Source organism: Actinosynnema mirum DSM 43827, assembly GCF_000023245.1.
GTDB lineage: Bacteria > Actinomycetota > Actinomycetes > Mycobacteriales > Pseudonocardiaceae > Actinosynnema > Actinosynnema mirum.
Genome location: NC_013093.1, coordinates 6,670,667 through 6,688,641 on the forward strand (window position 1 = coordinate 6,670,667; position 17,975 = coordinate 6,688,641).

The following is a 17,975-nucleotide window of genomic DNA, read 5'->3' on the forward strand; positions in this document are numbered from 1 at the left end:
GACCCCCGTCCGGGGTGGGCGGGGTCCCGTGCCGCGGCGGTCCTCAGAGGACGGTGCTGATCTCCTCGAAGTCCAGGCGCGGGTTGCGCGGGAACGACGCCTCGGGGTCCGGGTGGCCGATGTTGACCACGACCAGCGGGACCTGCGCGGTGCCCGCGAAGAACTCGGCGCGCACGGCCTCGGCGTCGAACCCGGTCATGGGACCGGCGGCCAGGCCCGCGGCGCGCACGCCCACGATGAAGTAGCCGACCTGGAGCGCGGCGTTCAGCTTCGCCATCTCGGCGCGGCCGGGGTTGGCCTCCATCATGTCGCGCGCGCCCGCGAAGTGCGGGAAGACCTTGCCCATGTGCTCGTGGAAGTCCACGTCGGCGGCGAGGAGCGCGACGACCGGGGCGGAGGCGACCTTGGCGCGGTTGCCCTCGGACATGTGCGGGAGCAGGCGGGCGCGGGCGGCGTCGCCGCGCACGTAGACCACGCGCAGCGGCTGGGTGTTCATGCTGGTGGGCGCCCACTTGACCAGGTCGTGCACGGCGCGCAGCCGCTCGTCGGTCACCGGCTCCGAGGTGAACGCGGAGGCGGTGCGGGCCTCGCGGAACAGCAGGTCCTGCGCCTCGCCGGAGAGGGCGAGCGGGGTGGTGGTCGCGGTCATGTGGGTCTTCTTCCCGGTGTGGTCCCTGGCGGGTGTGCCGCCAGGGACAACCGGAGAGCTCTCCCCCGGCATTCCGGCCCGTGACCGCGTTCACCGGGCCGGGGCGCGAGGCGCCCGTCACAGGGGGCCGCGACGACGCGCGCGCGCCGTCGCGGCCGGCCCCGTCAGAGCGTGGAGTACAGCGGGTGCTTCTTCGCCAGCGCCTCGACGCGACCGCGCAGCGCGGCCAGGTCGGGCTCGGGGCGCAGCGCGGCGGCGATGACCTCGGCGACCTCGGCGAAGTCCGCGGCGTCGAAGCCCCTGGTGGCCAGCGCGGGCGTGCCGATCCGCAGGCCCGAGGTGGTCATCGGGGGGCGCGGGTCGTTCGGCACGGCGTTGCGGTTGACCGTGATGCCGATCTCGTGCAGGAGGTCCTCGGCCTGCTTGCCGTCGAGCGGCGAGTCGACCAGGTCGACCAGCACCAGGTGCACATCGGTGCCGCCGGTGAGGACCCGCACGCCCACCTCGGCCATGTCGGCCTGGTTCAGCCGCTCGGCGAGGGCGCGCGCGCCCTCCAGGGTGCGGCGCTGGCGGTCGGTGAACTCGGGGGACGCGGCGTGCTTGAACGCCACGGCCTTGCCCGCGATCACGTGCTCCAGCGGGCCGCCCTGCTGACCGGGGAACACCGCAGAGTTGATCTTCTTGGCGAGGTCGGCCTCGTTGGTCAGGATCACGCCGCCGCGCGGGCCGCCCAGGGTCTTGTGCGTCGTGGTGGTGACCACGTGCGCGTGCGGCACCGGGCTGGGGTGCAGGCCCGCCGCGACCAGACCGGCGAAGTGCGCCATGTCCACCATGAGGAACGCGCCGACCTCGTCGGCGATCCGGCGGAACTCGGCGAAGTCCAGCTGGCGCGGGTAGGCCGACCAGCCCGCCACGATCAGCTTCGGCCGGTGCTCCTTGGCCAGCGCCTCGACCTCGGCCAGGTCGACCAGGCCGTCGCTGTCCGACACGTGGTAGGGCACCACGTTGTAGAGCTTGCCGGAGAAGTTGATCCGCATCCCGTGCGTGAGGTGCCCGCCGTGCGCCAGGTCGAGGCCCAGGATGGTGTCGCCGGGCTGGAGCAGCGCGAACATCGCCGCCGCGTTGGCCTGCGCGCCCGAGTGCGGCTGCACGTTCGCGAAGCCCGCGCCGAACAGCTCCTTCACCCGCGAGATCGCCAGCCGCTCGACGTCGTCGACGTGCTCGCAGCCGCCGTAGTAGCGGCGGCCGGGGTAGCCCTCGGCGTACTTGTTGGTCAGCACCGAGCCCTGGGCCTGGAGCACCGAGACCGGCGTGAAGTTCTCGGAGGCGATCATCTCCAGCGTGTTCTGCTGGCGGGCCAGTTCGGCGGCGACGGCCTGCGCCACCTCCGGGTCGAACTCGGCCAAGGGGGTGTTGAAGTGCGCGGACATGGTTGGGCTCCCCTTTGTCACTTTCGCTTGTAGAAGGGCAGGGCGACGACCTCCACGGGCTCGCGGCGGCCACGGACGTCCACGGTCAGCGCGGTGCCGGGCTCGGCGTTGGCCCTGGTCACGTAGGCCATCGCCACCGAGTGGCCGAGGGTGGGCGACAGGGCGCCGCTGGTGACCACGCCGATCTCGGCGCCGTCGGCGTCGAGCACGGGGTAGCCGTGGCGGGGCGCCCGGCGCGAGGCGGTCCTGAGACCGACGAGGGTGCTGTCGGCGCCCGCCTCGGCGGCGGCGGCGAGCGCGGCGCGGCCGACGAAGTCGCCCGGCTTGTCGAGCTTCACGACGCGGCCGAGGTTCGCCTCGAACGGGGTGCGGTCCAGGCCCAGCTCGTTGCCGTACAGCGGCATCCCCGCCTCGAGGCGGAGCGTGTCGCGGCAGCCGAGGCCCGCGGGCTTGAGGTCGTGCGGCTGACCGGCCTCCAGCAGCGCCCGCCAGACGTGGGCGGCGTCGGCGGGGGCGGTGAACAGCTCGAAGCCGTCCTCGCCGGTGTACCCGGTGCGGGCCAGCAGGACGGGCTTGCCCGCGACCTCGGCCGGGTAGGAGGCGTAGTACTTGACCGAGGCCAGGTCGGTGCTGGTCAGACCGGCCAGGATGGTGGTGGAGGCCGGGCCCTGCACGGCGATCAGGGCGTAGTCCTCGGAGCGGTCGACGACCTCGGTGTCGAAGCCCTTCGCCCGCTCGACGAGCTCGGCGGCGACGGTGGTCGCGTTCGAGGCGTTCGCGACGACCAGGTACTCCTGCTCGGCGAGCCGGTAGACGATCAGGTCGTCCACGACGCCGCCGCTCTCGGCGCAGATCATCGTGTAGCGGGCGCGGCCGACGCCGATGGCCGAGCAGTGGCCGACCAGGGCGTGGTCGAGCGCGGCGCCCGCCTCGGGGCCGGACAGGACGATCTCGCCCATGTGGGTCAGGTCGAACAGGCCCGCCGAGGAGCGCACGGCGTGGTGCTCGGCGAGCTCGCTGTCGTAGCGCAGCGGCATCCGCCAGCCCGCGAAGTCGGTGAAGTGCGCGCCGAGGGCCTCGTGCTCGGCGTGCAGCGGGGTGCGGCGGGGTTCCATGCTGCGGGTTCCTCCCTGGTGGCGGACCTGGTCGGACGGCCCGGTTGGCGGTGTCGTCCCGCGCGCGGTCGAGCGGCGGGCGTGGAGGGGCGGACCGGCCGGTTCGGGTTCGGCCCGCCGGGGGAAGGATCGCACGAACCCGCTCCCCGGTTCGCGGGCAGCGGGTTCGGCGGGTCGGGCGCGGCGCTCAGAGGGCGCGGCCCGCGCGGACGCTCTCGACGACCTTGCGCTCGGCGTAGAACGACACGAACGGGATGGTGCCCGCGAGCAGGACCAGCACGGTGCTCTTGATCGTCCAGCGGGCCTTGAGGGCGAGGTCGACGGTCAGCACCAGGTAGATGGCGTAGAGGAAGCCGTGCACCGGGCCGACGATCCGCATCAGCGTCTCGCTGTCGCCCAGGTACTTGAACAGCATGGCGACGACCAGGCCGAGCAACCCGACGCCGACCACGTAAGCCATCAGCCGGAACCTGCTCAGCGCGCCACTCATCGCCCCACCCTCACCGCGTTCGATCACCTGGTGTCCCGCGCGTGCAACTCGGCGAGGTAGCGGTTGTAGGCCGCCATCTCCTCGTCCTCGTCGTCTTCGTCGTAGCCGTCGTGCGCGGGGGTCTTGACGGGGTCAACCGTAACGACCGACGTCCGCGCTCCGGGCTCCGGGGCCGGGGTGATCCGCTGGAGGGCGGGCGCGGGGGTGGGGTCGGCGGCGGGCGCGGCGGTCTGCCCGGTTCGTCCGCTCTCGGCGGCGAGGGCCGCGTCGGCGGCCTCGTCGGCGGCGTCGAGGCGGCGGACGCGCCACACCATGAACGCCGGGAACAGGCCGAAGAGGGGCCACTGGAGGACGTAGCCGAGGTTCTGGAACGTGCCGTTGGCCGAGGAGAACCGCTCCCACTGCCACCAGGCCAGGCCGCAGCAGGCCAGGAGGGAGAGCAGGCAGACGGCGGCGATGGTCACGCGCTGGGAGGTGATCCTGGGGCCTGCCACGCGTCCAGGTTAACCGCGCGGTCGGGTGAGGCGGGTGGGGGCCTGGGGTGTGAGATCGGTCGCCGGGGGGCGGGATCAGGCACGGGGGCGGGGGTGGGGCGCGGGCGCCCGCCGTGGGGCCCGTGGACCGCGCAGGGGTCGACGGGGCCGCCGGTTCGGGGTGGCGGTGGGACGTCGGCGCAAGCGGGTCGGGCGGCGGGGCGTCGTGGCGCCGCGTGGGCCTGGGGGTCGGCGCGTGGCGGCCTGCCGGGCAGGGGTGCCGCTGGTCAGGGTCGCCTGGTCGCGCTCGTCGGCCTGGTGGTGTCGGGCGGGGTCGGCCGTCGGCTCCGGCGAGGGCGGGGTGCTGCCCTGCCGGAGTGGCCGCCCGTGCGCCGCTCGGGCGCACCGGTCGTCACCGCGCTCGGGTCACCTCGGCCGGTCCTCGGCTGGATCGGTCCTCGGGTGTTCCGGGCTCGTCGTGCTGCCGGAGCCGGTTGCGGGCCGCTGGGGTCCGGCCGGGGTTCCGGGGTGGTCGGTGCGAGGCCGTGCGCGGACGGCCTCTCGCGACCGCTCGGGGCGCGCCGCGTCGCGACGCGCGCTCGGTCGTGGGGTGGGCCCCCGCGCAGGAGCCCGGTCCCGGACGGGGGTCAGGCGACGCCGTCCCGGCGCTGCCTCTGCAGCCGCGCCACGCACCAGGCCGCGGCGCTGCCCCGGCGGAGGTGCTGGAGCACGGTCATGGGGCCGAGCCTGCGCCCCAGGTCGGCCGGGCTCAGGCCCGCCGCCCGGTAGTCGAGCGCGCGCTGGTCCATCGGGCTGATGCCCGCGTCCCACCACAGCTCGGCCTCGGCGAGGTCGCCGACCAGCTGCCAGTAGCTGGCCGCCGCCGCGAGGAGGACCTCGGGCGCCTCGGGCGCCCGCTTCCTCATCGCCGCCACGTACGCGGGGTCCGCGGTCTCGACCTTGACCGAGCCCCCTCGGTACCCGCCGGTCGCCCGCTGGACGGGGATCGCCGGCGCGGACTGCGGGGCTTCGGCGAGCCACGCGTCCTTGATCCGGTTCACCTCGCGCAGCTCGGCGTCGTCGGAGCGCTCAGCCGCCCACTGACGCAGCAGCTCGTCCACTCCGGAGTCCTCGACCATTCCGCCTCCTCGTCGGTCGAAGATCAGCCAATGCAGCGCACCGTATTCGGGGGTTCCGACAACCGCTAGACCCTTGTTTGCCAAAAACCCTGTTACCAGGGTGTTATAGCCCTCATTTCACCCGCTAGGCGGAGCGCCGGACCAACTCGATCACGTGAAGTGACCGAGATGGCCGGGCATCACTCGAACAGGGCGCGGATGAAGGTGATGATCGACTCGGCGCTCTCCCGCAGCCAGGCCAGCACCCCCTTCACGGTCTCGGCGGACTGGTCGGGCTGGGTGATGAGGAAGAACAGCACCAGCGCGACACCCGCCAGCGACAGCACCTTCTTGAGCTCCACCGAGCGCTCTCCCTCCGTTCACCGGGGCGGCGCGAGCGGGTCCGGGGACAGCCCGTCACCCGGCTCGACACAGGCCATGGTCCACCACTCACCCGGATGACACGGGGAGAACGCGCCGAGCTGCTCCGTTCAGCCCTCGGAAGACACCCTGGGCGACGAGTGACCCGACCGATGACCACCCGAACGGACTATCAAGGCCGTTGGGCTGAACGCCGATGCTGTGGGTGACGGGCCGCTCGGCGGCTCCGCGCACACCTCCCACACGGCACGAACATCGGAGCTCCGCCACACCTCCAGCACAGCCCCGCCGGATCACTCGGATGCGCTCGGTCACGCACGCAGCGTGACAGGAGAGTCGGGCGCGTCCTGAATTCCTCACGCCGCGCTCCGGGGTTTTCCGCAGCCTTTTTTCGATCATCTGCGGCGGGGGTGGGTCGGATTTGTTCCGGAATGCGGGCGGTGGGGGAACCTCAGATTCTTACGCGGTACCGGCGGGTAGCGGAAGAGCCGGTTGGCGGCGCGGCTGCGGGAGGCGCCGGGCCGGCCGAAAGTCGAGTCGCTGACCAGCGGGAACGTTGGGGTTGCGCGGAAAAACGACCGAGGGCGCTCGGGCAACCCGCAGTGGTCGTTCGGGCAGGGGGCGGGCGGCCCGGTGGGTGCGGGGCGGGTGAGTGGCAGGCGTGCGCGCGGTGGTGGCAACGGTGCAGGCCAGGTGGGTGGCGGCGCGCGGGTGGTCGGGCGCGCGGGGCGATGACGACGGCGATGACGACGGCGATGACGACGGCGATGACGACGGCGATGACGACGCGGACCGGGTGACGGCGGACCTCGGCTGCGGACGCGGACCTCGGCTGCGGGCGCGGGCGGCGGGTTGGGGCGCGGACCTCGGTTCCGGACGCGGGCGGCGGGTTGGGACGCGGGCAGCGGGCAGCAGGCAGCGACCGGGGCACCGCATGGCGGGCAGCGGCGGGTTGGAGCCGCGCGGGTGGCTGGAAGCCAGGCGAGCGGTGGTCAGGGGCGGGTGAGCAGCGGCAGGCCGGATGTGGGTGGCGCGGAACCGGGTGGCAGCGGGCCAGGGCCGGGTGAGCTCCGACCCGGAACCCCACGGCGGTAGGACAGGGCCGGCGAGGCGGCAGGCAACAGGTGCGGCCGGGCGCGGAACGGCGGAATCGGGTGGCGAGGTCGGTCCCCCGCAGCGGATTGGAGTCGGGCGGTGGGGCGATGCCCCGCAGCGGCTGAGACAGGTGGCGGCCGGGCCGGGCAGCGGGTCGAGCCCGGCAGCAGGCCGGAACCGGGTGAGCGGGCCGCTCGTCCGGGGACGAGCGGCCCCCCTCCCGTGTGTCAGCCGATCACGCCCGCCGTGCGCAGCGCGGTGACGCGGTCCGGTGCGAGTCCCAGTTCCGCCAGCACCTCGTCCGTGTGCTCCCCCACCGCAGGCACGCTCCCCGGTACCGCCGTCGGGGTGCGGTCGAAGCGGGGGGCCGGGGCCGGTTGGGGGACGCCGTCCACCTCCACGAACGTGGCCCGCGCGGCGTTGTGCGGGTGGGCAGGCGCCTCGTCGGGGTCCAGTACCGGGGCGAGGCAGGCGTCGCGGCCCTGCGCCAGAGCCGCCCACTCGTCGCGCGTGCGGCCCCGCACCGCCTCCGCGATGCGCGCCCGCAGCTCCGGCCACGTCGCCGGGTCCTCGCGGGGCGGCGGGTCGACCAGCCCGAGGAGGTCCACCAGCTCCGCGTAGAACTTCTCCTCCAGCGCCCCCACGCCCACGTACCGCCCGTCCGCGGTCTCGTACACGTCGTAGAACGGCGCTCCCCCGTCCAGCAGGTTCCGCCCCCGCTCCCCCCGCCACGCGCCGCCGCGCCGCATCCCGTGCAGGAACGTCGTCAGCAGCGCCGCCCCGTCCACCATGGCCGCGTCCACGACCTGCCCGCGCCCCGACCGGTCCCGCTCGTGCAGCGCCGCCAGCACGCCCACGGCCAGCAGCAGGCCGCCGCCGCCGAAGTCGCCGACCAGGTTCAGCGGCACGGTCGGCGGCTGGCCCGCGCGGCCGATCGGGGACAGCGCGCCCGCGACCGCGATGTAGTCGATGTCGTGCCCGGCGCGCTCCGCCAGCGGCCCCGTCTGCCCCCAGCCGGTCATCCGGCCGTAGACCAGGCGCGGGTTGCGGGCCAGGCACCGGGCGGGGCCCAGGCCCAGGCGCTCGGTGACGCCGGGGCGGTAGCCCTCGACGAGCACGTCGGCCCGCTCCACCAGGTCCAGCACCAGCGCGGCGCCCTCGGGCGAGCGCAGGTCGACGGCCACCGAGCGCCTGCCGCGCCCCAGCAGGTCGCCGGGAGCGCCGCCCGCGCCGATCCGGTCCACGCGCACCACGTCGGCCCCGAGGTCGGCCAGCACCATGCACCCGAACGGGGCGGGCGCGAGTCCGGCCAGCTCCACCACGCGCAGGCCCGCCAGCGGCCCGGCCATCACAGGCTCCTCGCGATGATTTCCTTCATGATCTCGTTGGTGCCGCCGTAGATCTTCTGCACGCGCGCGTCCGCCCACGCGCGCGCGATCGGGTACTCGGTCATGTACCCGTACCCGCCGAAGAGCTGCACGCACTCGTCCACGACCCGGCACAGCCGCTCGGTCGACCACCACTTCGCCATCGCGGCGGTGGGCACGTCCAGCTCGCCGCGCAGGTGCAGCCCGACGCACTCGTCGACGAACGCCCGCGCCACCCGCGCCTCGGTCGCGCACTCGGCGAGGGTGAACCGGGTGTTCTGGAACTTGATCAGCTCCCGCCCGAACGCGGACCGCTGCTTGACGTAGTCCAGGGTCAGCTCCAGCGCCGCCTCGATGCCCGCGACCGACGACACCGCGATCACCAGCCGCTCCTGCGGCAGCTGCCGCATGAGCTGCACGAACCCCTGCCCCTCGCCGCCGAGCAGCGCGGAGGCGGGCAGCCGGACGTCGTCGAAGAACAGCTCCGAGGTGTCCTGCCCCTTCAAGCCGAGCTTGTCGAGCACCCGCCCGCGCCGGAAGCCCTCGGCCCGCGCGGCCTCCACCACCAGCAGCGAGATCCCGGCCGCGCCCTTCTCCGGGTCGGTCTTGGCGGCCACGATCACCAGGTCGGCCTGGGCGCCGTTGGAGATGAACGTCTTCGAGCCGGACAGCACGTACCCGTCGCCGTCGCGCCGCGCCCGCGTGGTGATGCCCTGCAGGTCCGACCCGGCCCCCGGCTCGGACATCGCGATCGCGCCCACGTGCTCGCCGCTCGCGAGCTTCGGCAGCCACTCGTGCTTCTGCTCCTCGCTGCCGTAGGCGAGCAGGTAGTGGGCGACGATCCCGTTGTGCACGCTGCCGCCCCACGCGCTGTCGCCGGACCGCGCCTGCTCCTCCAGCAGCACCGCCTCGTGGGCGAACGTGCCGCCGCCACCGCCGTACTCCTCGGGCACCGACAGGCACAGCAGTCCCAGCTCGCCCGCCTTGGTCCAGAACTCGCGGTCGACCTGCTTGCGCTCGGCCCACCGCTCCTGGTGCGGCACGGCCTCCTTGGCGAAGAACGTCCTGGCGAGCGAGCGCAGCTGGTCGAGGTCCTCGGTCATCCACGGTGATCGGCGCGCGGTCATGACCTGGGACGCTGCCACCGCGCGGCCCGCCCCGCCATGACCGCTCGGCACCACGAGCCGCCCGGTTAGGTGAGCGCGATTGTCACGGGGGTGCGCCACACTGCCTGGGTGGAACTGATCAGGCTCACCCCCGGCTCGTGGCGGACCTGGCGCGACATCCGGCTGACCGCGCTGGCCAGCGACCCGGCCGCGTTCGGGCCGGTGCTGGAGCGGGAGCGCGGGTACACCGAGCAGGACTGGCGGACCTCGCTGCTGCCCGAGCAGGGCGTGCGGGTCGTCGCGCGGGACGCGGGGCCGGGCGCGGAGGGCTCGGTGGGGCTGGTGGCCGCGATCCCGCACTGGGAGGACAGCGGGGTGCTGTACCTGTTCTCCATGTGGGTGCGGCCCGAGGCGCGCGGGCGCGGGGTGGGCGCGGCGCTGGTGGGCGACGTGCTGGAGTGGGCGGGCGAGCACGGGTGGCCGGTGGTGCGGCTGCGGGTGTTCCTGGACAACGAGGTGGCGCGCAGGCTGTACCTGCGGATGGGGTTCGCCGGCGAGGGCGAGCACCTGGAGCGCAGGCTCGGCGGCGGGGTCCCCGAGCAGGCGGGCGCGCCCTCCCCCGCGACGGTGTCCTTCGCAGCAGCGGACCGCGTCGAGCGGTGAGCTGATAAGTCACCCCGAACGGTCATGGGCCGCGCGGCGCGCGCTGCCTACGGTGGTCGCATGACCGATGCCTTGATCTTCGACGCGGTGCGCACACCGCGCGGCAGGGGGAAGCGGGGGTCGCTGCACAGCGTGAAGCCGATCTCCCTGGTGTCCGGGGTGCTGTCGGCGCTGGCGGCCCGCAACGACCTGGACACCTCGGCGGTGGACGACGTCCTGCTGGGCGTGGTGTCGCCGGTCGGCGAGCAGGGCGGGGACATCGCCCGCACGGCGGTGCTGGCGGCGGGCTGGGACGTGCGGCCTGCGGGCGTGCAGCTCAACCGGTTCTGCGCCTCCGGGCTTGAGGCGGTGAACCTGGCGGCGGCGAAGGTGGCGTCCGGGTTCGAGGACCTGGTGGTGGCGGGCGGCGTCGAGTCGATGTCGCGGGTGCCGATGGGCTCGGACGGCGGCGCGTGGATGGCCGACCCGGAGACCAGCGCGGCGACCCGGTTCGTGCCGCAGGGGGTGAGCGCGGACCTGATCGCGACCCTGGAGGGGTTCAGCCGGGAGGACGTGGACGCGTTCGCGGTGCGCTCGCACCAGCGGGCGGTGCTGGCCCGCGACAAGGGCTGGTTCGAGCGGTCGCTGGCGCCGGTGGTGGACCGCAACGGCACGGTGGTGCTGGACCACGACGAGGCGATCCGGCCGGAGACCTCCCTCGAAGGGCTCGCCGGGCTCAAGCCGAGCTTCCAGTTCCACGGCGACCTGGGCTACGACCTGGTGGCCATCGACCGGTACCCGCAGGTCGAGCGCATCTCGCACGTGCACACGCCGGGCAACTCCTCGCAGATCGTGGACGGGGCGGCGGCGGTGCTGCTGGGCAGCGAGCGGGTCGGCCGGGAGCTGGGGCTCACGCCGAGGGCGCGGGTGCTGGCGGCGTCCGTGGTGGGCACCGAGCCGACGATCATGCTGACCGGTCCGGCCCCGGCCGCGCGCAAGGCCCTGGACCGGGCCGGGCTGACCGTGGAGGACATCGACCTGTTCGAGGTCAACGAGGCGTTCTCGTCGGTGGTGCTGCGGTTCCAGCGGGAGCTGGGCGTGCCGGACGAGAAGGTCAACGTCAACGGCGGCGCGATCGCGCTGGGGCACCCGCTGGGCGCGACCGGGGCGATGATCCTGGGCACGCTGCTGGACGAGCTGGAGCGCCGGGACCTGCGGCGGGGCCTGGTGACGCTGTGCGTGGGCGGCGGCATGGGCATCGCGACGATCATCGAGAGGGTCTGAGATGGCCATCCGCTACGAGCGGGACGCCGAGGGCGTCGTCACGCTGACCATGGACATGTCGGGCTCGGCCAACGTGATGAACGCCGAGTACCAGGAGGCGATGGGCGCGGTCGTCGACCGGCTGGAGGCCGAGCGCGACGAGATCGCGGGTGTGGTGCTGACCTCGGCGAAGAAGACGTTCTTCGCGGGCGGCGACCTGAACCTGCTGGTGTCGGTGACGCCGGAGAACTCCGCCGAGGTGCTGGCGGGCGTGTCGGACGTGAAGGCGCAGCTGCGCAGGCTGGAGAAGCTCGGCAGGCCGGTGGTGGCCGCGATCGCGGGCGCGGCGCTCGGCGGCGGGCTGGAGATCGCGCTGGCCTGCCACCACCGGGTGGTGCTGGACGACGACCGGATCAAGCTGGGGCTGCCCGAGGTGACGCTGGGGCTGCTGCCCGGCGGCGGCGGGGTCACCAGGATGGTGCGGATGCTGGGTCTCCAGGCCGCGCTGCCGCTGCTGATGGAGGGCAAGCAGCTGCGCCCGAAGCGCGCGCTGGAGGCCGGGTTCGTCGACGAGCTGGCCTCCTCGAAGGAAGACCTCCTCGCCAAGGCGCGGGCCTGGATCGCGGCCAACCCGGAGCCGGTGCAGCCGTGGGACCGCAAGGGGCACGCCGTTCCCGGCTTCCGGGCGTTCGACCCGCAGTCGTACGGGGTGCTCGCGGCGGCGCCCGCCGTGCTGCACAAGAGGACGCGGGGCGCGTTCCCCGCGCCGGAGAAGATCCTGGCGGCGGCCGTGGAGGGCGCGCTGGTCGACTTCGACACCGCGCTCGTGGTGGAGGACCGGTACTTCCTGGAGCTGGTGTCCGGGCAGGTCGCCAAGAACATGATCGGCACGTTCTGGTTCCAGCTGGGCGAGATCGCCGCGGGCGGGTCGCGACCGTCCGGTGTGGAGCGCACCTCGGTGGCCAGGGTCGGGGTGCTCGGCGCGGGCATGATGGGCGCCGGGATCGCCGAGGTGACCGCGAGGGCGGGCATCCCGGTGGTGCTCAAGGACGTGACGCTGGAGGCCGCGCGGCGCGGCGCGGGCGAGAACCCCGGCATCACGCCCACCGACTCGGACGCCGACCTCGCCGGGTGCGACCTGGTGATCGAGGCGGTGTTCGAGGACCGGGAGCTGAAGAACCGGGTGCTCGCGGACGCCGGGTCGGCCGCGCTGGACGGCGCGGTGATCGCGTCCAACACCTCCACGCTGCCGATCACCGGGCTCGCCGGGGCGGTGGCGGACCCGGAGCGGTTCATCGGGCTGCACTTCTTCTCGCCGGTGCCGAAGATGCGCCTGGTGGAGATCATCCGGGGCGAGCGGACCTCGGACGAGACGCTGGCCCGCGCGTTCGACTACGTGCTGAAGATCGGCAAGACGCCGATCGTGGTCAACGACAGCCGGGGCTTCTACACCTCGCGCACGTTCGGCGCGTACGTCACCGAGGCCATCGCGATGGTCGGCGAGGGCGTGGCCCCCGCGCTGGTGGAGAACGTCGCCAAGCGCGCCGGGATGGCCGTGGGGCCGCTCGCGGTGTCCGACGAGGTGACGCTGACGCTCCAGCTGCGCATCCGCGACCAGGCCGTGGCCGACGGCGGGACCGGGGCGGGCGGCGCGGGCGTGCGGGTGGTGGAGGAGCTGGTCGCCGAGGGGCGGACCGGCAAGTCCGGCGGGGCCGGGTTCTACGAGTACCCCGAGGGCGGGCGGAAGTTCCTGTGGCCGGGGCTGGCCCGGTACGGGCGCGCGGACGCCGGGGTCACCGAGCGGGACGTCGAGGACCGGCTGCTGTTCGCGCAGACCCTGGAGTCGGTGCGGTGCCTGGACGAGGGGGTGCTCACGTCGGTGCGCGACGCCAACGTGGGCAGCGTCCTCGGGTTCGGGTTCGCGCCGTGGAGCGGCGGGACGCTCCAGTTCGCCAACGCCTACGGGCTGGCGGCGTTCGTGGAGCGCGCCGACTACCTCGCGGACACCTACGGCGAGCGGTTCCGGCCGCCGTCGTCGCTGCGCGAGCGGGCCAAGTCGGGCGAGGACTACCGGTAGCGCGGGGCGGCCCCGGTGCGGTACGCGCCGGGGCTGCTGCCCGTCCAGCGCTTGAACGCCCGGTGGAAGGCGCTGGCCTCCGAGAAGCCCAGGCGCAGCGCCAGCTCCTCCACCGACTCGCCGCCGCGCACCAGGCTCGCCACCGCCTGGTCGCGCAGCAGCTGCTCGCGGACCTCGCGGAACGTGGTGCCCTCGGCGGTGAGCCTGCGGCGCAGCGTCGCGGCGCTCACCCCGAGCCTGGCGGCCACCTCCGGCAGTCCGGGCGCGCCGGAGCCCAGCTCGCGGCGGACCTGGCCGGAGGTGGCGGCCCCGTGGTCGCGGCGGGAGAGCAGCTCGGCGGGCGAGTTGCGCAGGAACCGGCGCAGCGCGGCCTCGTCCTGGGCGACCGGCATCCGCAGGAAGCGGGTGTCGAACTCCAGCGCGGTGACGCCCGCGTCGAACCGCAGCGGGCAGCCGAAGATCAGGTGGTACTCGGCGGCGTGCGGCGGTTCGGGGTGGGCGAGCCGGACCGAGCGCAGCGGGATGCGGCGGCCGATCAGCCAGGACGAGAAGCGGTGCCACAGCACCAGGAGCGACTCGACGAGGAAGCGGTCGGGGTCGTCGAGCGCCCCGGTGTCCAGTTCGAGGCTGGCGGTGGGGGCGGTCGGGTCGGCGCGCAGGGCGGGCGCGGGCTCGACGTCGAACAGGTCGTAGAACGCCATTCCCCGGAGCAGCGCGGACTCCAGGGACGGGCAGTGCACGGCGAGCAGGCACATGGTGGCGAACGTGCCGCGCTTGCTGCGGCGCGGGGCCAGGCCCATGAACTCGTCGTCCAGGTCGTCCCAGAGTGCCTGGATCAGGCGGGTGTACTGCTCGGGGGTGACGCGGGCGCGGGTGTCGGCGAGCAGGGCGGGGCCGATGCCCGCGACGTCGAGGAGCGGTTCGACGGGTCTGCCCGCGCGCCGCGCGCCGCGCAGGGCCGCGGTGACGTAGTGGATGGCGACGGTCCTGGTGAGCATCGGCTCCGAGTGTGGCGCACGGGCGGGGCCGGTGGTGCGCTCCGAGCCCCTTTGGCGAGGGCCGGGGGCGGAGGGCCCAGGGGCGGAGGGCCGGGGAGCGGCGACGCGGGGTCGGGGAGAGAAGGTCCCGCGTCGCCACCCCGGTTGCCCGGACCCGTCGTGGGGTCCTCAGCGCCTCGTCGGTGGGGCATCCGCCCGCCCACCCACGAGGGACGTCGTTGTGGTTCCCGCCACAAAACGATAGTTGGTCTAGACCAGTGGCGTCAATACGGCGACCGGCGGCAACCGCACACGTTCCGTTACCGGCGCGTTGCTTTTGCGTGACGCACCAGCGGCTCCGCCCGAACAGCCGATCGGGTGACCTGAACGGTCCGCGACCGTTAGGTGCAGCGGGGTGCGCGCCGATGGCCCAAGCGGCGGGGGCCGGGCGCGGAGACAGGGGTGCGGATCACCCCGCGCCGAGCGGTACTGTCAGCCCCGCCCACCCCCGCGCGGGGCGTCCGGGCGGGATCTTCCGAGGAGGCTGCGGGTGCGGGTGGTGTGGGCTGCGGGCGGCCTGGCGCTGGCCACTTCGGCGCTGGCGGGCGTCCTCATCGGCGTGTACGTCAGCGGGGACGAGACCGAGGGCGGCATCCCGTCCCCGACCTGGTCCACGGGGGTGTCGTCGAGCGCGCCCAGCTCTTCCGAGGCGCCGTCGAGCAGCAGCTCCGCGCCCCCGTCATCGGTGGTGACCAGCACGACCACCACCACGACGACGCGGACGACCACGACGACCAGGGAGCAGGCGCCGCCGCAGGTCGAGGAACCGCCGAAGGCGGAGGAGCCGACCAAGGCCGTGGAGCCCGCGCCGACCACCACGACGACCACCAAGGGGTGGGAGTGCGGGCCGCTGAACCTGTTCCCGCCGGACCACTGCAAGGACTGACCCGACCGGCCCGGTGACGGGCGGTGACGGGCGGTCGCGGTGAGTGTGAACGTGGCGGGGTCGGCGGACGAGGGGTGTGAACCCGCGCGGGGCGGACCGGGCCCGCGGGGAGCGGACCACCGCCGGACGTCGCGGCGGGTGTGGACCAGCGGGCGCGGGTGGGCGAGCGGGTGCGGGCGGGCTCACGGGCGCGGGTGGGCGAGCGCGCGGGCTCGGGGCGTTCAGGGGTCGGTGATCGCAGGCGGAAACGCCACCGTCCCCCGGTCGCAACGTGGCCGCGCCACCCTGTGGCGATGGACCCGACACCGAAGACCTGGCGGCTGCGGTTCGAGCTGCCCGACAGCCCCGGAGCCCTGGCCAGGGTGAGCATCAGGCTCGCCGCGCGCGACTGCAACGTGCTGGCCCTGTCGGCGATCCCGGTGCCCGGCGGCGTGGTGGACGAGCTGGTGGTGACCACCGGGCCGGGCGTGCTGCCCGCCGACCTGGTCGAGGAGATCCGCGCCGAGGGGGCCCGCGCGGTCGGGATCACCCGCGCCGACGTGCGCGACCTGGTCGACGCGCCCGCCGCCGCGCTGCGCGCCGCCTCCGCCGCGCTGACCGACCCGGCCGCGCTGGCCGAGGCGCTGCGGTCGGTGCTGGGCGCGGACTGGGTGCGGGCGCTGCCCGAGCCGCCGGAGCAGGACGGGAACACCGCGCACCTGCTGTCCTCGGACGGGGTGACCGTGGTCGCCCGGCGCGCGTGGACGCCGTTCACCGAGGTGGAGCTGACCAGGGCGCGGGCGCTGGCCGAGCTGGTGGGCGCGACCGGGGCGAGCGCGCCGACCGGGACGGTGACCGGCGACGGGATGGCGGTGGTGATCCGCACGGGGCTGCCCTCGGACGAGGCGGCGGTGGCCGCGCTGCACGGGCGGTGCTCGAAGCGGTCGCTGTTCGCCCGCTACCACGCGGGCGTGAGCGCCCTGCCGCGCCGCTGGCTGCACCGGCTGCTGGCCCCGCCGAGGGGGACGGCGCTGGTGGCGCAGTGCGCGGACCGGGTGGTGGCGATCGGCCAGCTGATCCGCACCTCCGAGCCCGAGGTGGCCGAGGTGTCGGTGCTGGTGGAGGACGAGTGGCAGCGGCGCGGGATCGGGGCGGCGCTGCTGGCGCAGCTGGCGCGGGCGGCGCGGGCGGACGGGCACCGGGAGCTGGTGGCGTGGTGCCTGCCGGAGGAGACCGGGTTGCGGCGCGCGGCGGAGCGGGCCGGGCTGGTGTGCTCGGCGCGGCGCGAGGACGGGGCGCTGCGGGTGTCGATCGCGGTGCGCGGGTCGGTGGAGGGGCGCGGGGACGTCGAGGTGCTCGCGGTGGGCGGTGAGCGCGGCGCGCTGCCGGGGCGGGTCGCGGCGGAGGCGGTGCGGCGCACGGGGACGGCGTGACGGCTGGGCGGCGTGGCAGCCGGGTAATGCGGCGGCGGGGCGGCCGGATGGTGCGGCGGGGCGGGGCGGCGGCGGGGGAAGCGGCGGGGTGGTCCACGCGCGGCGGGAAGTCCGCAGGCGCCGCCGGGCTTTCCGAACACCCCTCGCCCGCGCGTGATCGGGCGGCGGAGGAGGGCGAACGGGGCAGGCGCCCGGCCGGTGGAGCGCGAACGGGCCGGTGGCCCCGCCCGGCTGGGCGCGGCTCGGGGGCCGCGGCGGCCCACCGGTTCCGCCCGCCCGCCCGCGACGCGCGTCCCCGGTCGCGCCACCACCCGTCCGGCGTTGCCCGGGAGCGCTCCCGGGCGGGTGTTGTCCGGCTAAGCTGACGCTTTCGCCGAACAGCGTCCGGGAGTGGTGCCGGTGTCCGTCCAGTCGCACGTGAACGCCCGCCCCACGTTGGAGGACGTGGCAGCACGAGCGGGTGTCTCCCGTGCGACCGCGTCGCGGGTGCTCAACGCGTCCCCGAGGGTGAGCCCCGAGGCGCAGGAGGCGGTCACGGCAGCGGCGCGCGACCTCGGCTACCAGCCCAACCAGGCCGCTCGCGCGCTCGTGACGCGGCGCAGCGGGGCGGTCGCGGTGGTGTTCTCCGAGCCCGAGCCCAAGATCTTCGACGACCCGCACTTCGCCTGGCTCACCAGGGCCGCCGCCCGCGCGCTGGCCGACGCCGACGTGCAGATGGTCCTGATGCTCGCGCACTCGCCGCAGGACCAGGACCGGGCGCAGCGCTTCCTGCAGGGCGGCCACGTGGACGGCGCGCTGGTGTTCGCCCCGCACAAGGGCGACCGGCTGCTCGCGCTGGCCCGCAAGCTGCCGCTGCCCGTGGTGTACGCGGGCAGGCCGTGGGGCTCGCTGCGCGGGCTGAACTCGGTCGACCACGACAACACCGGCGGCGGCGAGCTGGCGACCAGGCACCTGATGTCGTTGGGGCGCGGGCGGATCGCGTCGGTGACCGGCCCGCTGGACGAGCTGGCCGCCGCGGACCGGCTGGCCGGGTGGCGGCGGGCGCTGGGCGCGGACGACGAGCGCACCGCGCTGCTCACCGAGGACGGCGGTTTCTCCCGCGAGGGCGGCAAGCGCGCCATGGCGGCCCTGCTGGGGCGGGCGCCGGACCTGGACGCGGTGTTCGTGGCGAGCGACCTGATGGCGGCGGGCGCGCTGGACGCGCTGCGCGAGGCGGGCAGGCGGGTGCCGGAGGACGTGGCGGTCGTGGGCTTCGACGACCACCCGTCGATAGCCCCGCACACCACCCCCGCGCTCACGACCGTCCGCCAGGACACTGGGAACCAGGTGTCGCACATGGTGGCGCACCTGCTGCGGCTGCTCAGCGGCGAGCAGGTCCGCGCCAAGCGCCAGGTGCTCCCCACCCAACTGGTGCGGCGCGAGTCGGCTTAGGGG

Annotated in this window: 17 protein-coding genes; 7 read left to right on the forward strand and 10 right to left on the reverse strand. The window is 74.7% G+C overall.

Annotation, left to right across the window (positions count from 1 at the left end):
• Positions 1-43: 43 nt before the first annotated feature.
• From AMIR_RS28045 to AMIR_RS40705, 7 genes are all read right to left on the reverse strand, one after another.
• Complete coding sequence (locus tag AMIR_RS28045; RefSeq protein ID WP_015804358.1) at positions 44-649, reverse strand: malonic semialdehyde reductase; 606 nt, start codon at positions 647-649, stop codon at positions 44-46.
• Between the two features lie 164 nt (positions 650-813).
• On the reverse strand, positions 814-2,079 hold the full coding sequence (gene glyA, locus AMIR_RS28050) for a serine hydroxymethyltransferase (protein WP_015804359.1): 1,266 nt from the start codon (positions 2,077-2,079) through the stop codon (positions 814-816).
• A 17-nt stretch (positions 2,080-2,096) separates the two neighbouring features.
• On the reverse strand, positions 2,097-3,194 hold the full coding sequence (gene gcvT, locus AMIR_RS28055; RefSeq protein WP_015804360.1) for a glycine cleavage system aminomethyltransferase GcvT: 1,098 nt from the start codon (positions 3,192-3,194) through the stop codon (positions 2,097-2,099).
• 187 nt (positions 3,195-3,381) lie between these two features.
• Complete coding sequence (locus AMIR_RS28060; RefSeq protein WP_015804361.1) at positions 3,382-3,684, reverse strand: DUF3817 domain-containing protein; 303 nt, start codon at positions 3,682-3,684, stop codon at positions 3,382-3,384.
• Between the two features lie 23 nt (positions 3,685-3,707).
• Positions 3,708-4,178, reverse strand: coding sequence for a glucitol operon activator-like protein (locus AMIR_RS28065; RefSeq protein ID WP_015804362.1), 471 nt, complete (start codon positions 4,176-4,178; stop codon positions 3,708-3,710).
• Between the two features lie 626 nt (positions 4,179-4,804).
• A complete protein-coding gene (locus AMIR_RS28070) occupies positions 4,805-5,296 on the reverse strand; it encodes a hypothetical protein (protein ID WP_015804363.1) in 492 nt (163 codons plus the stop codon).
• 179 nt (positions 5,297-5,475) lie between these two features.
• A complete protein-coding gene (locus AMIR_RS40705) occupies positions 5,476-5,637 on the reverse strand; it encodes a hypothetical protein (RefSeq protein ID WP_162945568.1) in 162 nt (53 codons plus the stop codon).
• A 701-nt stretch (positions 5,638-6,338) separates the two neighbouring features.
• Between AMIR_RS40705 and AMIR_RS28075 the strand changes: the two genes are divergently transcribed.
• Positions 6,339-6,662, forward strand: coding sequence for a hypothetical protein (locus AMIR_RS28075; protein ID WP_143760934.1), 324 nt, complete (start codon positions 6,339-6,341; stop codon positions 6,660-6,662).
• Between the two features lie 316 nt (positions 6,663-6,978).
• Here the strand turns inward: AMIR_RS28075 and AMIR_RS28080 are convergent, their stop codons facing one another.
• Both AMIR_RS28080 and AMIR_RS28085 read right to left on the reverse strand, forming a co-directional pair.
• Positions 6,979-8,100: a CaiB/BaiF CoA transferase family protein gene (locus tag AMIR_RS28080; RefSeq protein ID WP_015804365.1), complete on the reverse strand. Its 1,122-nt coding sequence runs from the start codon at positions 8,098-8,100 to the stop codon at positions 6,979-6,981.
• Positions 8,100-9,245: an acyl-CoA dehydrogenase family protein gene (locus AMIR_RS28085; protein ID WP_015804366.1), complete on the reverse strand. Its 1,146-nt coding sequence runs from the start codon at positions 9,243-9,245 to the stop codon at positions 8,100-8,102. Before AMIR_RS28085 ends, AMIR_RS28080 begins: the two co-directional genes overlap by 1 nt.
• Before the next feature lie 108 nt (positions 9,246-9,353).
• Between AMIR_RS28085 and AMIR_RS28090 the strand changes: the two genes are divergently transcribed.
• The 3 genes from AMIR_RS28090 to AMIR_RS28100 are packed head-to-tail and all read left to right on the forward strand — an operon-like array spanning position 9,354 to position 13,206.
• On the forward strand, positions 9,354-9,887 hold the full coding sequence (locus AMIR_RS28090) for a GNAT family N-acetyltransferase (RefSeq protein WP_118947660.1): 534 nt from the start codon (positions 9,354-9,356) through the stop codon (positions 9,885-9,887).
• Between the two features lie 60 nt (positions 9,888-9,947).
• Positions 9,948-11,150, forward strand: coding sequence for an acetyl-CoA C-acetyltransferase (locus AMIR_RS28095; RefSeq protein WP_015804368.1), 1,203 nt, complete (start codon positions 9,948-9,950; stop codon positions 11,148-11,150).
• Between the two features lies 1 nt (position 11,151).
• Entirely contained in the window at positions 11,152-13,206 is a 2,055-nt protein-coding gene (locus AMIR_RS28100; RefSeq protein ID WP_015804369.1) for a 3-hydroxyacyl-CoA dehydrogenase NAD-binding domain-containing protein, read from the forward strand.
• Here AMIR_RS28100 and AMIR_RS28105 read toward each other — a convergent pair.
• Positions 13,197-14,204, reverse strand: coding sequence for an AraC family transcriptional regulator (locus AMIR_RS28105; protein WP_015804370.1), 1,008 nt, complete (start codon positions 14,202-14,204; stop codon positions 13,197-13,199). The two genes, AMIR_RS28100 and AMIR_RS28105, sit on opposite strands and share 10 nt — an antisense overlap.
• A 529-nt stretch (positions 14,205-14,733) precedes the next feature.
• Here AMIR_RS28105 and AMIR_RS39675 point away from each other — a divergent pair.
• The 3 genes from AMIR_RS39675 to AMIR_RS28120 all read left to right on the forward strand — a co-directional run bounded on the left by AMIR_RS39675 (position 14,734) and on the right by AMIR_RS28120 (position 17,972).
• The gene (locus AMIR_RS39675; RefSeq protein WP_015804371.1) at positions 14,734-15,129 is read left to right on the forward strand and encodes a hypothetical protein; all 396 of its coding nucleotides are present in this window, start codon (positions 14,734-14,736) and stop codon (positions 15,127-15,129) included.
• Positions 15,130-15,422: 293 nt separating this feature from the next.
• Complete coding sequence (locus tag AMIR_RS28115) at positions 15,423-16,541, forward strand: GNAT family N-acetyltransferase (protein WP_015804372.1); 1,119 nt, start codon at positions 15,423-15,425, stop codon at positions 16,539-16,541.
• Between the two features lie 399 nt (positions 16,542-16,940).
• Entirely contained in the window at positions 16,941-17,972 is a 1,032-nt protein-coding gene (locus AMIR_RS28120) for a LacI family DNA-binding transcriptional regulator (protein WP_015804373.1), read from the forward strand.
• Positions 17,973-17,975: the final 3 nt, after the last annotated feature.

Bases quoted from the DNA above. Each gene is read 5' to 3' on its own strand.
- AMIR_RS28045 (WP_015804358.1), bottom strand. From the start codon at position 649: ATGACCGCGACCACCACCCCGCTCGCCCTCTCCGGCGAGGCGCAGGAC.
- glyA (WP_015804359.1), bottom strand. From the start codon at position 2,079: ATGTCCGCGCACTTCAACACCCCCTTGGCCGAGTTCGACCCGGAGGTG.
- gcvT (WP_015804360.1), bottom strand. From the start codon at position 3,194: ATGGAACCCCGCCGCACCCCGCTGCACGCCGAGCACGAGGCCCTCGGC.
- AMIR_RS28060 (WP_015804361.1), bottom strand. From the start codon at position 3,684: ATGAGTGGCGCGCTGAGCAGGTTCCGGCTGATGGCTTACGTGGTCGGC.
- AMIR_RS28070 (WP_015804363.1), bottom strand. From the start codon at position 5,296: ATGGTCGAGGACTCCGGAGTGGACGAGCTGCTGCGTCAGTGGGCGGCT.
- AMIR_RS28080 (WP_015804365.1), bottom strand. From the start codon at position 8,100: ATGGCCGGGCCGCTGGCGGGCCTGCGCGTGGTGGAGCTGGCCGGACTC.
- AMIR_RS28085 (WP_015804366.1), bottom strand. From the start codon at position 9,245: ATGACCGCGCGCCGATCACCGTGGATGACCGAGGACCTCGACCAGCTG.
- AMIR_RS28095 (WP_015804368.1), top strand. From the start codon at position 9,948: ATGACCGATGCCTTGATCTTCGACGCGGTGCGCACACCGCGCGGCAGG.
- AMIR_RS28100 (WP_015804369.1), top strand. From the start codon at position 11,152: ATGGCCATCCGCTACGAGCGGGACGCCGAGGGCGTCGTCACGCTGACC.
- AMIR_RS28105 (WP_015804370.1), bottom strand. From the start codon at position 14,204: ATGCTCACCAGGACCGTCGCCATCCACTACGTCACCGCGGCCCTGCGC.
- AMIR_RS28115 (WP_015804372.1), top strand. From the start codon at position 15,423: ATGGACCCGACACCGAAGACCTGGCGGCTGCGGTTCGAGCTGCCCGAC.